We start from the raw sequence: 15,253 nt of genomic DNA, 5'->3' as shown, positions 1-15,253 counted from the left end.
GTAATGGGTTTGGTGGAATCGGTCACCAATCCATGTTGGCGGCCTGGTCTGTTAGGTAGGAGCAGTACTCTATGAATCTGTCGAAATGTTCCGGTGATTCCATTGCCAATGATGCTTGGTCTCGGAAATTCTCGTCGTAGTAAACATCCAAACCACTCTCGACCCATTTCATTGCAAGTGGTGCGACGTCTTTTCTGAGCCATTCGTCTATTGAGTCGAATGCGAGCTTCACGCGGCTGAAGTCGTCTGCGTCGACGGGGACGAAGCTAAAGTAGGAGTTTCCGCGGATGTTGCTGAGTACGGCTGGAAGTGCGCCAACTCCTTCCATGTGAAACAGGAAAGTTGAACCATTCTTATCGAACCCCCCGTGCCCGTAAGTATTGCGGTACTCCTCGGCGATTCGATAGAGAGTGTCGAAGTTATTCTTGGCAGATGGGTCCCTGTCGACTGTGAATATCTTCCTGAACTTTTCCCCCCACCGCTCGCCGATGAAATCTTTCAGAGCGGATTCGGAGGGATCGAACCCCGTGAAGGGGAGCAGCAGCACCAAAGTATGTTCCAAGAGGCTGAAATATGCCGACACCATGGCTACCGTATTGTAGAATCCCTCGGTTGCACGAGGATTGAAACGTCGTCCCCCGTCAGGCAACTCTGGGCTGAGTCTCCCCTGGCCGGCAAAGGCGAGGCTTGCGCCTTCTTGGAAGTACTCATAAATGTCGCGCAAACGATGGTACTGATTGCGAATCGTCAAGCCACCTTGACGGATCTGCTCGTCTGCAAAATCCCGCAATTGGCGTCTTTCCAGACTGCGCTGTGCGCTCTCCAGTGCTTTCGTGATTCGATCGAGTAGGGCCTGTGCGTCATCTTCGGACGCTATAACGGTAGAGTCTACATAAAGACGCAGTCCGAATTTTTGATGAGCAAGCGAACAGGAGGTGCCGTCGACTTCAAATGCGTACTCCCATGCGAGCTTTTCTGCCTGTCCTAGATCTTGCAGCCCGATCAGTTCAAGAACTATTCGAACGATCCCCGGGATGGGAAGACGTTGCGGGTCTACTCTGAGTCGATGACGGGGGCGGCCGATCGTCATAGCGAATCCTGGATCACCGGGGTTAGCGGGCTTAATTGCGCGCATGATGATCGACATGTGTTTCTTGAGTTTTTCATCAGCGAAAAGATCCACATGTTCCGCCTGAAAGGTATAGTGTTGGGCTGCTCAGTGGTCAACAGATCGAAGATCTGGCCGCGTAATTACCTCGCGTGCGCCTGATAGATTCCAGGGCCGCCTTGCCGTCTTGCTGCCGTTGAGGTGAGAACGGGCGGCGTCGGTGAAATTGTTAATTGCGGTCAGTAGGTCTAGGTGTGTGTTGCGACCCTCACCGGTAGGGGCGGGTCGCCCGTCCAGCGCGTCGAATAATGTGTAGGGAGCCTCGCCGTAGAGTGCGTCGACGTGCACGTTGTGGGCGTGATTTTCGATCTCCCGTGCGATGGCTGCGATATTTTCGGGGCCTTCAAGTTGGACGACGGCCGCAGCGAGTTTCAGTGGCTCTGTTGGCACTTCCGACTGGATACGCAAGGCGCGTCGGTTGATTTCCTGGCGCCTGGCTTCGTCTCGCAATGAAATGCCTAATTGGCTGCTAGCTTGTTGTGCGCAATTTCCCCACAAAGTCTTACTGAGAAATGCGTTGGCTTCCGTAAGGAAAGCGGCGTAGGCGTCTCGCTGGTGCTGGCGGCGCACGGCGTCAACGGGGCCGCGGTAGGCACCTCGGCCTTGCACGAGGCCAGCGCCATACGCAGCCCCGGCCGCTAGTAGTGCGACGGGGCTGGAGATCAGAGCGGCTGCTATGGCGGGGTCCACAAGAGTCGATCTTCCCTTACCACGGGCGCGCAGGTCCCCCTGTTGCGCAGATTTTGCACCGATCTGGCCGCGTTCTCGTGGGAGTAGCGGTGTTCGCGCGCCCTCGCCGCTGTTCCGCGCGTCTGCGGTGAGACCCGCTCTTGGGACGAGGTGTGGACGGTGACACGCGCATGCGCCGACCGTGTCTGCACACGGGCAGGTCAGCGGCGCATCTGCGACCTGTTAGCTGGGGGACTGTAAATTCGCCGCGAGAGCTGAGCTGTCCGAGCGGCTGGCAGCAAGCGGCTGCTGACCATGATGACAAGGGGCAGGTCGCCGACCGGCTCATTGGTCCCACTGCCCAGCTAGAGGTAGCGAGACGCATCCATGGCGGCCAGGGCCGCTTGCCACCGCGGTGCCGGGTCCAGGCGCCAGAAGAGACGGTCGGGGCGTAGGTCATCGATCAGCTTCAGCACAGTGGGCTGAGACCCTTAGCGCAGGATCCACAGCCCACGGCACCGGCTTGCGTCACGCCTACTCGTCGGGCCCGAGCTGAGAGAAGGCGGACACCATCAGGAACTCCTTGCCGCCGTTACTGGCCGGAAGGTGAAGCTTCGGCGGCTCCTGTGACGTCGCGAACTGCTGCACCTTCTTCGGGCAGATCTGGGCGAAGTCGCAGCCACCGCACTTCTTTCCCGAGGCGCGCTGCGGGAAGTCGCCTTCCATGATTCGGTCGACCGCCCAGTCCACATTGGCGACCGCGGCGTCGACGGCGTCGGTGTCGACCGGAACCGACACCCGCTGGCCATCCTTGAGAAGGTGTACGGCACCAGTCCGCGCGTTCATCCCGTACACCTGTACGGCGCCACGTGCGTAGAGCTGGACCTGCAGGGAGAGGTTCTCCCAGTGGAGATCGGGATTGTTGATCGGTTCGGGGCCCCCTTCCATGGTCTTGAAGTCGATCACCGATGCGTCGCGGATCTGGTCCGAGTCGTCGTAGCTGAGCAGCAGATCGATGGCTCCGGAAATGACCGCGCGGTTCACCGGGACCTCGAAAGGAAGCTCGACCTGCCGCTTGCTCTCGAAGTCCTTCGCGTACTTGTCGACGTAGCTGGCCACGATGTTCGCTGAGCTCTGCTTCGCACGCTCGTACGCGCCTGGCCGGTTGACCGGGTCCTGGCTCGGGGCGACGTGCTTGAGGTGAAAGAGGTCCTCGGCCACGTTCCGCGCCTCGACCGGGCTGGGTGCTTGGTCTTTATAGAGCTGGTGCACCTTGCCCACTGCCGCGTGGACCGCGCGTCCGAACCCGAAGAGCTCCGGGATCGGCGGGGCGAACCCGTGCACCACGCTGAGCTTGTAGGCGTGGGGGCAACGCATGTAGGTGTGGATCTGGGAGTACGTGGTGGGCAGCACGGACTCGTCGCCACGCCTGGACGGAACGGCGGGCGGGGGCATCACCTTGGGCGGGGCGGACGGGTCGAGAAGGTCGCGACGGACTTCGGGATGCGTCAGCATGGCTGCGTAGGGGGACACCTTGGTCGGCTTCGCACCTCCGGGTAGCCATTCGGATCCGGTGACGTACAGAAAGCGCTCGGCGCGGGTGATGGCCGTGTAGAACAGCCGGGCCTGGTCCGGCCGATCCGCCTGGTAACTGCCGTTGTTCAGGGCCCGCTGCACCAAGGTGGCAGGGATCCACCCGTCGTACGAGCGCTTCCTGCCTGGGAAACGGCCGGCTTCGACGTCCACCACGAAGACGACCGGGAACTCCAGCCCCTTTGCCTTGTGGATCGTGGAGACCGTCACTGCATCAGGGCGGGCCATCATCTGGTTGTCGGTCTCATATCCCTCGCCTGCCACGTTCTGCAGGAAGTTCAGAAGCTCCCCGTACCGTGCCTTGCCGTCGACCGAGACGTACACCGACTCGAAGTCCGTAAGGATCTTGCTGAAGGTACCCAGGTCGGCCATGACGCCGTCGCCGAACCCGCTGGCGGCGACGCCGAGGGCTTCCAACAGGTCATGGAGCAGCTGCTGCGGGAAGAGGCGCTGACGTGGAACGCCCGGTGCGACGGGAGCGTGGATGCGGCGACCCCAATCGGCGAAGACGTGCCTGACGCGGCCCAGGTCGGCACAGGGGAAGGCTACGCTCAGCTCGGAGTTGAACAGTCCGTCCACTTGCGTACGGTTCGGGTTTTCGCCGCGCAGCAGCTGAAAAGCGCTGAGCACGGCTGCGGGCTGGGCTCGTTCGAAGAGCTGGCCGCCGGCATTGAGGGCGTACTCGATGCCCCGCGTTTCCAGGGCTCGGATGAACGCGGTGTGGCGCTTGGTTTCATCGCCTTCGGACATGTTCGTCGACCGCATCAGGATGGCGAAGTCGGCGGGAGTCAGACCGCGCACGGTCCCGTCCGCTTCCTCGTAGCGGGTGCCGAGCAGTTCCTTGATCCGGTCGCCGACGAAAGCAGCCTCGTCCATCCGCGTGGGGAACCGCAGGACGCCGAACTCACGGGGGTCACGGTCCACAGCGGCGGTCAGTTGTTTCTGCAGCCGCGTGGCGCCCAACTCCTGCCCGGCGAACGTGCTGGCGGCCTCGACGATGGCCGACGTGGACCGGAAGTTGGTGAGCAGCTTGTGCACGGCCGCGTTCGGATAACGCTGGTCGAATTCCAAAATGTTCGTAATGTCCGCGCCGCGCCACCCGTAGATCGCCTGATCGTCGTCGCCCACCACGAAGAGGGTGTCGGACTCGCGGTGCATCAGCTCGATCAGACGCTCCTGCACGACGTTCACGTCCTGGTACTCATCCACCAGCACGTGCTGGAGAGGAGCAAGTGCCTGCACTGCCCCGGGTTCCTTGCCCTCAAGCGCCTCGACCACGAGGCGCTGCATCAGTGAGAAGTCGATGAAGTTGTCCTGCTCCATCTGCGCGCGAAGACGCTCCAGAGCGTCGCCCAGCACTGGATCTTCGGCAGCGATCTGTGCAGGATCGAGTAGTTCGTCGTTCATCATCGTCCAGGCACGACTGACCTGGTTGAGCGTCTCGAAGTACCCGCGCGGCTTGCCTGCCTTCGTGCTGTGTTGGGCACGCAGTGGATGCAGGTTGAGCTTGGGATACCGAGACATCAGGTACATCTGGAGCTGCATGGCGTCGAGCACATCGAACTGCCGGTACTTGGCATCCATTTCGCCGAGGACGCGACGGCACCAGGCGTGGATGGTGCCGATGTACATCCCACCCACCAGGAGTGGGTCCAGCCCACACACCGTAAGAGCCTGAGCCACCCGCTCCTTGATCGTCTCGGCAGCCTTGTCGGAGAACGTGAAGGCGACCAGCGACTCCGGGAGCGCCCCCGAGGCCACGAGGAAGGCTACTCGGGCAGCGAGGGTTCGCGACTTGCCGGACCCCGCGCCGGCGAGCGCGAGGATCTCAGCGTCGGTTGCGATGGCCGCCGGGAGCTGATCGGCGGTCAGTGGCCAAGCGCTCAGCGCCTGCTTCACGTCCACAGGAACTCCATTGTTCGAACGGGTTGTTACAGGTGAACACCCTGCCAGGAGGGTCTGACAATCGACCCAGTTATGGGGAGATTCCGTGTGCAATGGCGCGAAACCCCGCCGTCGGTGGCCCTACTCCGCTATGGGCGCCCCGAGCGCTGTCAGTACTCGGGGCTACGCTGCGGCCGTGAATGATCTCCTGGGCAAGGTCCTTAATCTTCAGCCGTCTTGGACGGCAGCGAACACGGAAAAGATGCAGGAACGAGGCGTCGTCGTCCGGCAGCAGCTGCCAGATCTGCTTCGGGCGCGCGGACGGGATCTGTCAGCGGCGCTCGGTACTTCACTCGACAACTTAGGAGTCGAGGGCCGCGATGGTACGGGGCTCAAGTCGGAGATTCCCTGGGTTCGGGTTTTCGGGCGGGAGCAGTCACCCAGCTCGACCACCGGGTGGTACGTGGTCTACCTGTTCAGCGCCTCCGGTCGGAGGGTCTACCTGTCGTTGAATCAGGGGACCACCATCTGGACGGGAGGCGTCTTCAAGGCGCGCAGAGCCGAAGATCTTCGTGCCCGTGTCGACTGGGCGCGGCCACTACTGGCGAAGGCGACGACCGCGCGCCCGGACCTGCACGAAACGCTTCAGCTGGACGCCAGGACCCCTCTTGGCAGTGGCTACGGCCCCGGGAACGTGGTGGCCATCGCATACGAGCGCGAGCAGCTGCCCTCGCGGGAGGTTCTGCTGAAGGACCTGGCCTTCATGACAGGCCTACTCGGCACCCTCTATGAAGCCGAGCGCCTCGCCCCTTACATCCCTGGGGACCCGACTCCGGAGGTGCTGGAGGCTGAGCAGAGCGCGGAGAAGACCGCCGGCCGTCGGACCCGTAGCGGCACCCGACCGCGTAGACCGGGGCAGGGATTTCTGCTCACCGCCAGCGAACGCCGCGCGATAGAGCACCACAGCGTCCGGATGGCCACTGAGCACTTCGAGGCTCAGGGTTGGTCGGTCAAGGACGTCGGCGCCAAGGAGTCCTTTGACCTCCTGCTCACGAGGGGGGAGAAGCGACTGCACGTGGAGGTCAAGGGGACGACCTCTGCGGGGTTGGAAGTGATCTTGACCCGAGCCGAGGTCGAGAAGCAGCGGAAGTACTACCCGGACAACGCGTTGGTTGTCGTGCACTCGATCAAACTGGACCGCACTGGGGTGGAGCCGACCGCCTCCGGTGGCATCCTCCACTGCACCTCCCCGTGGGCCGTGGAAGACGAAGATCTCACGGTGATCTCATACGCCTACCGCACGCCTGTGGACAGGCTCACGTCCGGTGATGTGGCTGGGAAGCAAACGCTGTTTCCCGTAGCCGTCCCCCGACAGCGAGACCTCCGAGAGAAACCGCAGGCCGAAGCAGGTTAACTGGGCCGGGGTGAACCACCGTGCCTGGGCCGTCTGTGGGCCGTCGAAGGGCGGCCCACAGCGACCCACATCGACCAATGACGACCGCTCGACCGCAGGTCAGCGCTGCGCCGGCGTCGATCGCGTGAGGTCGCTCGGGGCCGACGACACTTCCTCCGCAACAAGAAGCAGGAGTGGGAGGAGTACCGCTCCGAGGTCACCGCCTTCGAGCTGCGCAAGAACCTGCCGGTGCTGTGAGCCGTGTCGAGGGGCGCCCGATCAGAGCGCCCCTCGACTGGTCTCCTACTCGCGCTCCGAGAGCTCGGAGGGGGCCTCTTGGACCGTCCAGCCGTTGCCGTCCGGGTCCTTGAAGAAGAGGAACGAGTTCCACGTCCCGCCCTTGCCCTCGGTCCAGCCGTCCGGGCCCACGTGCTGGACGGGACTGACGTCCACGCCCCGGGAGAGCAACTCCTCGCGGGCCGCCTCGATGTCGGTCACGCACAGCTGGAGGCCCTGGAGCGAGCCCGGGGCCATCGACATCTCGCCCGGGGCGAGCGGCATGCCGCTCTGCAGGGCGATCGAGCAGCGGGACCCGGGCGGGGTCAGCTGGATGATCCGGATGCCCGGCGCGACCTCGTCGTCCAGGTCCACCCGGAACCCGCACCTGTGGCCGTAGAACTCCTTCGCCCGGTCCAGGTCGGTGACCGGGACCACGACGACTTCGAGCGTCCAGTTCATGAAGCGGGTCTCCTCACAGGCGCGGGCGGGGAAAACGCCAGGGGGACCGTACGTGGCGGGATGGGCGTCGGCAAGGAGGTGACGCGGGTCGGCCTCAGCGGTCCCAGGGCGTCCAGCGCAGGCGGCCGTCCAGGCCCAGGGTGGCGAAGCCGGAGGGCACGGCGGCGGGCGCGCCGGCGAAGAGGGAGCCGTCCACGGTCCACCGGTCCGTCCCGGCGTGCGGCGCCGCCGCGAGCGCGCCGCCGCGGCCGCGCAGGGCGAGGCGGTCGCCCCACGCGCCGACCGCGCCGTACCCCGCGACACCGCCCGGCAGCTCCGCCACCGGCGAGGCGTGGGCGCCGCCGTCCGCGAAGCGGGCCGTGCGGACGGCGCCGGAGGCGGGCTTGCGGAACCAGAGGCGTACGCCGTCGGCGCCGTCCGGTGTGGCGCTGAGCGACCCCGTGGTGGGCGGCAGGCCCGTCGCCGCCGGGGTGCCGGGCGCCCTCCCCGTCCAGGCCAGAACCGTCTTCGGGGTGGCCGCGAAGACGTAGCCGCGCCCCGCCGCGTCCATCGCCGCCACCGGGTTGCCGCGCAGGTCCCGGCCGCCGGCCGACCGCCACGGCGACCAGTCGCCGCCCGGCCGCTGGGACGTCACCCTCATCGTGTGGCCGGCGTCCCGTACGTACACCGTCATCAGGCCCGACCGGTCCACCAGCACCGCCGGGACGCTGATGTCGGACGTGCCCGCCGCGTCGTCCCGCTCGGGTGTGCCGAGCGAACGCCACGGCCCGAACGCGCCGTTCTCGGACAGCGTCATGACCACGTCGCGGCGGTACGACTCCGGGGTGTCGCCCAGGTCGGTGCGCGTACCGAACACCGCGATCCGGCCGTCCGGGAGGCGGACGGACGTGACGCCGCCGTCCAGGCCGGTGCCCTGGTGGAGGACCGGGCCCGTCCAGCCCGTGGGCGACCTGTGCCAGGTCGCGAGGCGGCCGTCGAGGACCGCGAAGGCGTACAGCTCGCCGGGGCGCGCCCCCTGCTGCACCCAGGTCGTGGAGTCCGAGCGGGTGTAGCGGATCGACTGCGCCCAGTCGCGCCCGGCGGGTCGCGCGGCCACCTTGCGGTCGCCGCAGCCGGCCGGGTCCTCGCAGTAGTCGGAGTGGTCCATCCACGCGTACGTCTTCAGCGTGCGCAGCTTCGCCTCCGTCGACTCCGGGTCGAGGGAGTGCGGCATGCCGCCGGTCGAGTAGCCGAGGTAGTTCTGTACGGCGAAGGCCGGGCGGGCGGGAGTCTCGGCGTACGCGGCGAGCGCCGCCTGCGCGAACCGGGCGCCGTACATGTGGTCCTGGTGGTCGGACAGCTTCCCCGTCCTGTCGTTGCGGCCCGGGGTCGGGTCCATCAGGCGCACGAAGGTGGGCTTGAAGCGGTGCAGGACGGCGGAGAGGGTGTCGATGGTCTGGCGCTTGGTGTACGAGAAGTCCTCGCGGACCGGGGAGCCGGCGGCGAGCTGGGAGCCGAGCGCGTCGATCCGCCCGTCCCACAGGCCGTGCAGGCTGTGCGGGCGGTCGTCGGAGACGCTGCCCGCCTCGCGCAGCTGGAGCCACACCAGGCTGATCTGCGGCTTGGCGCGCAGGGTGTCCAGCTCGGCGCGGCCGCCGCCGGCGGTGGCCACGGAGGTGCGGTCCCAGGGGCTGGTGCGGTTGCCGGTGGCCATCTCGGCGTAGGCGGCGCGTATGCCGTTCTGCCGGGCCTCCGCGTACGCGGCCTTGTCGGCCGGAGGCCGCGGATCCTGGTAGCGGGCGTTGCGGCCGTCGGACTCGCCGGCGGTGAGGTAGACGGAGGTCAGGCTGTGGCCGGCGGCGATGGACTGGCTGGTGTCCGGGTTCATGAAGAACAGGTCGTCGTCCGGGTGGGCCATGATCTGCAGGACGGACTCCTGAGGGGTGCGCACCGGCTTCGTCGCCCGCGCCTCGGGTACGCCCCGGCTCGGTACGTCGGAGGCGTCCGACGACCCGGCGGTGAGGGCCAGCGTCCCGCCGGTGATGCCGAGCAGCACGGCGATCGGCGCGGCCATGAGCAGGCCACGGCGGGGGGAGGGCAGGGCGGATCGAGGCATGGCGGCGGCTTCCGTGAACGCGGTGGGGTGGGCGAACCGGGAGGGAAGAGGGGCTTTGCCGCGACGCGGTTCACAGGGCGTGGTGTGGGGTGCCTCACGCCGGCCCCTGCCTGTGGGGTGCCTCACGCCCGCGTCTGCCTGTGGGCGGCTCACTCCCGCGTCTGCGTGCGGGCGCCTCACTTCGCGTCTGCCGGTGCGTGCCTCACGCCCGCCCCCGCCTGTGGGTTGCCTCACGCCCGCCCCGGGCCGGACCCCGGCAGCGGGCCGGGCCGTGATCCCTCATGCCCGTGGGCAGGTGGGCCGATAGGCTCGGCGCGAGGAATGGCGCCACAAGCGAAGGGGTGACCGGGGATGACCGTGCCGGTGCCGGGGCGTAGGAGCAGTACCTTCAGCAGGCTGCTGCGGCACGGCTTCACCGACCCCTCCGCCGCCGAACGGCTGCTGGAGCTGCCGGTGCTGTCGGCCGTGCACGGGGACCCCGTGCTGCTGGACGCCCTCGGGGCCACCGCCGACCCGGACCTGGCGCTGCGCGGGCTGGTGCGGCTCGCCGAGGCGCAGGGGGGGGACGCTCAGGAGCTGCTCGGCACCCTGCTGAGCGCCAAGCCGCTGCGCGACCGGCTGCTCGGTGTCCTGGGGGCCTCGGAGGCGCTGGCGGACCATGTGGCGCGGCACCCGCGGGACTGGCGGGCGCTCGTCACGTACGAGGCGACGGATCTGCATCCGGGGGTCGAGGAGTTCGAGCGCGGGCTCGCCGGGGCGACCGATCCCGTCTCGCTGCGGGTCGCCTACCGGCGGTGCCTGCTGGCCATCGCCGCGCGGGACGTGTGCGGGACGATCGATGTCGCCGAGACCGCCGCCGAGCTGGCCGACCTCGCCACGGCCACCCTGCGCAAGGCGCTGGCCATAGCGAGTGCGGCCGCGCCGGAGGACGCCGCGATGTGCCGGCTCGCGGTCATCGCGATGGGCAAGTGCGGGGGACACGAGCTCAATTACGTGTCCGACGTCGATGTGATCTTCGTGGCTGAGGCGGCGGACGGCGCCGACGAAGGCAAGGCGCTCAGGGCCGCCACGCGCCTCGCCTCCCATCTGATGCGGATCTGTTCCGAGACGACCGTGGAGGGCGCGATCTGGCCGGTGGACGCCAATCTGCGCCCCGAGGGCAGGAACGGGCCGCTGGTGCGGACGCTCTCCAGCCACCTCGCGTACTACCAGCGCTGGGCCAAGACCTGGGAGTTCCAGGCGCTGTTGAAGGCGCGCGCGGTGGCCGGGGACGCCGAGCTGGGGGCCGCGTACATCGACGGCGTCTCACCGCTCGTATGGCAGGCCGCCGAGCGGGAGAACTTCGTCGCCGACGTACAGAAGATGCGCCGGCGCGTGGTGGACAACATTCCGGTCGCCCATGTGGAGCGTGAGCTGAAACTCGGGCCCGGCGGGCTGCGGGACGTCGAATTCGCCGTGCAGCTGCTCCAGTTGGTGCACGGGCGCAGTGACGCCACCCTGCACAGCGGGACGACGCTGGAGGCGCTGAAGGCGCTGGCTGCGGGTGGCTATGTGGGGCGGGCCGACGCCGCGCAGCTGGACGAGGCGTACCGCTTTCTGCGGGCCATGGAGCACCGCATCCAGCTCTACCGGCTGCGGCGCACCCACCTGGTTCCGGAGGCCGAGGAGGACCTGCGGCGGCTGGGGCGGTCGCTGGGGATGCGGACCGATCCCGTCGCCGAACTCAACCGGGAGTGGCGGCGGCACGCGGCGGTGGTGCGGCGGCTGCACGAGAAGCTGTTCTACCGGCCGCTGCTCGACGCCGTCGCGCAGCTCACGCCCGGCGAGACCCGGCTCAGCGCCAAGGCCGCCGGGCAGCGGCTGGAGGCGCTGGGGTACGCCGACCCCGCCGCCGCGCTCAGGCACTTGGAGGCGCTGTCGTCGGGCGTGACCCGCAAGGCGGCGATCCAGCGGACGCTGCTGCCCGTGCTGCTCGGCTGGTTCGCGGACTCCGCCGACCCCGACGCGGGGCTGCTGGCGTTCCGCAAGGTGTCGGACGCGCTGGGCAAGACGCCGTGGTACCTGCGGCTGCTGCGCGACGAGGGCGCGGCGGCGGAGAACCTCGCCAGGGTGCTGTCCGCCGGGCGGCTGGCCCCCGACCTGCTGCTGCGGGCCCCCGAGGCGGTGGCCATCCTGGGCGCGCCGGAGGGGCTCAAGCCGCGCGGGCGCGACCACCTGGAGCCGGAGATCCTCGCGGCGGTCGGCCGCGCCGGGGACGCCGAGCTGGCGGTCGCCGCGGCCCGTGGCGTACGGCGCCGGGAGCTGTTCCGTACCGCCGCCGCCGACATCATCGCCTCGTACGGGACGGAGGACCGGCCCGCCGAGGTGGACACCGGTGCCCTGGTCGACCGGGTGGGCAACGCGGTGACCGACCTGAACGCCGCGACCATCGCGGGCGCCCTGCGCGCCGCGGTGCGGGAGCGGTGGGGCGACACCCTGCCCACCCGGTTCGCCGTCATCGGGATGGGGCGCCTCGGCGGACACGAGCTGGGGTACGGCTCGGACGCCGACGTGCTGTTCGTGCACGAGCCGCGCGAGGGGGTCGACGAGCAGGAGGCGGCGCGGGCCGCCAACACGGTCGTCGAGGAGATGCGGCGGCTGCTCCAGCTGCCGACCGCCGACCCGCCGCTGCTGATCGACGCGGACCTGCGGCCGGAGGGCAAGAGCGGACCGCTGGCGCGCACCCTCAAGTCGTACGCGGCCTACTACCGCCGGTGGTCGCTGGGCTGGGAGAGCCAGGCCCTGCTCAGGGCCGAGCCGATGGCGGGCGACCCGGATCTGGGCCGCAGGTTCATCGAGCTGGTCGATCCGCTTCGCTATCCCGAGCAGGGGCTCGACGAGGACGCCGTACGCGAGATCCGGCGCCTGAAGGCCCGCATGGAGAACGAACGGCTGCCGCGCGGCGCCGACCCCGCCCTGCACACCAAACTGGGGCGCGGCGGGCTGTCGGATGTGGAGTGGACGGTCCAGCTGCTCCAGATGCGGCACGGGCACGCGGTGCCGGGGCTGCGCACCACGCGGACCCGCCGGGCGCTGGCCGCGGCACGGGACGCCGGCCTGATCGACGCGCAGGACGCCCGGACGCTGGACGAGGCGTGGGTCCTGGCCACCCGGGTGCGCAACGGCGTGATGCTGGTACGTGGCCGGGCCGGGGACACCTTCCCCTCGGACGCCCGCGATCTGGCGGCGGTCGGGCGGTACCTGGGGTACGGCCCGGGGCACGCCGGCGAGATGCTGGAGGACTACCGGCGGACGGCGCGGCGGGCGCGGGCCGTGGTGGAGGAGCTCTTCTACGGGGCGTGAGGCACGGCGGCCACATGGCGCGGCAGCCGGTGCGGCACGCCGCCGTACCACACGTACGCCAGGGTGTAGCCGAAGGCCAGGCACACCATGCCGCCCACCGCGTCCAGCCAGAAGTGGTTGGCGGTGGCCACGATGACGACGAGGGTGGCGGCCGGGTAGAGGAAGCCCAGGATCTTGGCCCACGGTGCCTTGGCGAGGGCGTAGATCGTCAGGCCGCACCAGAGGGACCAGCCGATGTGCATGGACGGCATCGCCGCGTACTGGTTCGACATGTTCTTCAGGTCGCCCGAGGCCATCGACCCCCAGGTGTGGTGCACCAGGACGGTGTCGATGAAGTTCTCGCTGGTCATCAGACGCGGCGGAGCCAGCGGATACAGGTAGTAGCCGAGCAGGGCGATCCCGGTGGTCGAGAACAGCACCAGGCGCGTGGCCGCGTACCGCCCCGGGTGCCAGCGGTAGAGCCAGACCAGGACGCCGATCGTGACGATGAAGTGCAGCGTGGCGTAGTAGTAGTTCATGCCGACGATCAGCCACGTCACCGAATCGACCGCGTGGTTGACGCTCTTCTCGACGGCGATGCCCAACGACTGCTCGGCCCGCCAGATCCAGTCGGCGTTGCGCAGCGCCTCGGTCTTCTGCTCCGGTACCGCGTTGCGAATGAGTGAGTACGTCCAGTAACTGACCGCGATCAGCAGGATCTCGAACCAGATCCGGGGGTGGCGCGGAGCGCGCATACGCTCCCACACGGTCCGGCTGTCCGCCGGGCGCGCCGGAGCCGGTTCGATGGGTGAATCCACCGGTGGTGCCGGGGCCTCACGGCCCTCCAGTGTCCTCACAGTCGTGTCACCCATGGGCCAAGAGTCTGCCAGATAGGTCTACTCGGTCGATCATCCGTCAGTCTGGTCGTCAACGCCATCGCTACGCCTTTCGGAGGACCTCTGACCCTGAGGCCCCGAGGCGGTCGAACCCCGGACCACCAGCTCGGGCATGAAGACGAACTCGCTGTGCGGGGCCGGGGTGCCGCCGATCTCCTCCAGCAGCGCGCGGACCGCCGCCTGCCCCATCGCCTGGACGGGCTGGCGGATGGTGGTCAGCGGCGGGTCCGTGAACGCTATGAGGGGGGAGTCGTCGAAACCGACGACGGACACGTCCCGGGGGACGTGCAGGCCCTTCTGGCGCGCGGCCCGGATGGCACCGAGCGCCATCATGTCGCTGGCGCAGACGAGGGCGGTGCAGCCGCGCTCGATGAGGGCGGTGGCGGCGGCCTGCCCGCCCTCCAGGGTGTACAGGGAGTGCTGGATCAGCTCCTCGCACTCCTCGGGCGCGAGATGGAGCCGGGCCTGCATGCCGAGGCGGAAGCCCTCGATCTTGCGCAGGACGGGCACGAACCGCTTGGGCCCCACGGCCAGGCCGATCCGGGTGTGCCCGAGCGCGGCGAGGTGCGTGACGGCGAGCTGCATCGCGGCCCGGTCGTCGGGCGAGACGAAAGGTGCCTGCACCTTCGGCGAGAAACCGTTGATCAGGACGTACGGGACGCCCTTGCCGCGCAGCTGGTCGTAGCGCGTCATGTCGGCGGTGGTGTCGGCGTGCAGGCCCGAGACGAAGATGATGCCGGAGACGCCGCGCTCGACGAGCATCTCGGTGAGTTCGTCCTCGGTGGACCCGCCGGGGGTCTGGGTGGCGAGGACGGGGGTGTAGCCCTGGCGCGTCAGGGCCTGGCCGATGACCTGGGCCAGGGCCGGGAAGATCGGGTTGTCCAGCTCGGGGGTTATCAGGCCGACGAGGCCGGCGCTGCGCTGGCGCAGCCGGACCGGGCGTTCGTAGCCGAGCACGTCGAGGGCGGCCAGCACGGACTGGCGGGTGGCCGCGGCCACACCGGGCTTGCCGTTGAGCACGCGGCTGACTGTGGCTTCGCTGACCCCCGCCTGGGCTGCGATGTCGGCAAGCCGCGCGGTCATGGGATGGGACTGTACCGGCCGCACGTCAGCTTGCCCACCAAACGCAGGACTCCGCCGCGAGGAAGACGGGCCGCCCGCCGTCGCCCGCGTGGGCGGGGTCGGCCGTCAACTCCCGCGCCGGGAAGGGGACTTTGCCGCCCACGAAAACCTCCTCGGACCCGCTGCCGTCCACCGCCCGCGGCCCCTGCCCGTCGCCGTCCACGACCCCGTGCGCCACCCGGCCGCCGCCCTCGCCGCCACGCCCCGGGGCGCCGCCGAGGACGTCGGCCGCCGGGTGGGGGAGCCTGGCTTGCGCGGGGCTCCCCGCCGTCCTCCGCGCGTCCGAGCTGCGGGGGTCGGTCTTCTGCGGTAGTGCATCCCGGCGAAGAACAGTTGGTGATGTCGGACGGCGGCGAGCCGGTCCCGCACGTCCC

9 protein-coding genes and 1 pseudogene are annotated in these 15,253 nt (G+C 68.5%); 3 read left to right on the top strand and 7 right to left on the bottom strand.

What is annotated here, in order from left to right; all coding sequences use genetic code 11:
* Positions 1-22: 22 nt before the first annotated feature.
* The 3 genes from QWM81_RS19860 to QWM81_RS19850 all read right to left on the bottom strand — a co-directional run bounded on the left by QWM81_RS19860 (position 23) and on the right by QWM81_RS19850 (position 5,335).
* On the bottom strand, positions 23-1,183 hold the full coding sequence (locus QWM81_RS19860) for a hypothetical protein (protein WP_290113488.1): 1,161 nt from the start codon (positions 1,181-1,183) through the stop codon (positions 23-25).
* A 33-nt stretch (positions 1,184-1,216) separates the two neighbouring features.
* Positions 1,217-1,738 (bottom strand): hypothetical protein, encoded by a 522-nt coding sequence (locus QWM81_RS19855; protein WP_290113487.1) that lies wholly within the window; start codon positions 1,736-1,738, stop codon positions 1,217-1,219.
* Positions 1,739-2,371: 633 nt separating this feature from the next.
* Positions 2,372-5,335, bottom strand: a complete 2,964-nt coding sequence (locus QWM81_RS19850) for an ATP-dependent helicase (protein ID WP_290113486.1) — start codon at positions 5,333-5,335, stop codon at positions 2,372-2,374.
* Between the two features lie 175 nt (positions 5,336-5,510).
* Here QWM81_RS19850 and QWM81_RS19845 point away from each other — a divergent pair, with 175 nt between their 5' ends.
* Positions 5,511-6,728: an MrcB family domain-containing protein gene (locus QWM81_RS19845; protein WP_290113484.1), complete on the top strand. Its 1,218-nt coding sequence runs from the start codon at positions 5,511-5,513 to the stop codon at positions 6,726-6,728.
* Between the two features lie 150 nt (positions 6,729-6,878).
* Positions 6,879-6,965: pseudogene (locus QWM81_RS29275) on the top strand (glutamine synthetase); the annotation flags it as partial.
* 45 nt (positions 6,966-7,010) lie between these two features.
* Here QWM81_RS29275 and QWM81_RS19840 read toward each other — a convergent pair.
* Both QWM81_RS19840 and QWM81_RS19835 read right to left on the bottom strand, forming a co-directional pair.
* Positions 7,011-7,445: a VOC family protein gene (locus tag QWM81_RS19840; RefSeq protein WP_290113482.1), complete on the bottom strand. Its 435-nt coding sequence runs from the start codon at positions 7,443-7,445 to the stop codon at positions 7,011-7,013.
* A 94-nt stretch (positions 7,446-7,539) separates the two neighbouring features.
* Positions 7,540-9,540, bottom strand: coding sequence for a PIG-L family deacetylase (locus QWM81_RS19835; protein ID WP_290113480.1), 2,001 nt, complete (start codon positions 9,538-9,540; stop codon positions 7,540-7,542).
* A 351-nt stretch (positions 9,541-9,891) separates the two neighbouring features.
* On the opposite strand from QWM81_RS19835, the gene QWM81_RS19830 reads away from it, so the two are divergent.
* Positions 9,892-12,882, top strand: coding sequence for a bifunctional [glutamine synthetase] adenylyltransferase/[glutamine synthetase]-adenylyl-L-tyrosine phosphorylase (locus QWM81_RS19830; protein WP_290113478.1), 2,991 nt, complete (start codon positions 9,892-9,894; stop codon positions 12,880-12,882).
* On the opposite strand, the gene QWM81_RS19825 is transcribed toward QWM81_RS19830, so the two are convergent.
* Together QWM81_RS19825 and QWM81_RS19820 are read right to left on the bottom strand one after the other, a co-directional pair.
* Positions 12,870-13,616 (bottom strand): phosphatase PAP2 family protein, encoded by a 747-nt coding sequence (locus tag QWM81_RS19825; RefSeq protein WP_435372401.1) that lies wholly within the window; start codon positions 13,614-13,616, stop codon positions 12,870-12,872. The genes QWM81_RS19830 and QWM81_RS19825 overlap by 13 nt on opposite strands.
* A 153-nt stretch (positions 13,617-13,769) precedes the next feature.
* Positions 13,770-14,840, bottom strand: a complete 1,071-nt coding sequence (locus tag QWM81_RS19820; protein WP_290113475.1) for a LacI family DNA-binding transcriptional regulator — start codon at positions 14,838-14,840, stop codon at positions 13,770-13,772.
* Positions 14,841-15,253 lie beyond the last annotated feature (413 nt).

Origin of the sequence: Streptomyces ficellus (genome assembly GCF_030406405.1) — a bacterium.
Lineage (GTDB): Bacteria > Actinomycetota > Actinomycetes > Streptomycetales > Streptomycetaceae > Streptomyces > Streptomyces ficellus_B.
The sequence above is the reverse complement of the archived record's forward strand: the minus strand, read 5'-3'. Positions and strand labels throughout refer to the sequence as shown.

Bases quoted from the DNA above. Each gene is read 5' to 3' on its own strand.
- QWM81_RS19830 (WP_290113478.1), top strand. From the start codon at position 9,892: ATGACCGTGCCGGTGCCGGGGCGTAGGAGCAGTACCTTCAGCAGGCTG.
- QWM81_RS19840 (WP_290113482.1), bottom strand. From the start codon at position 7,445: ATGAACTGGACGCTCGAAGTCGTCGTGGTCCCGGTCACCGACCTGGAC.
- QWM81_RS19820 (WP_290113475.1), bottom strand. From the start codon at position 14,840: ATGACCGCGCGGCTTGCCGACATCGCAGCCCAGGCGGGGGTCAGCGAA.
- QWM81_RS19825 (WP_435372401.1), bottom strand. From the start codon at position 13,616: ATGCGCGCTCCGCGCCACCCCCGGATCTGGTTCGAGATCCTGCTGATC.
- QWM81_RS19835 (WP_290113480.1), bottom strand. From the start codon at position 9,540: ATGCCTCGATCCGCCCTGCCCTCCCCCCGCCGTGGCCTGCTCATGGCC.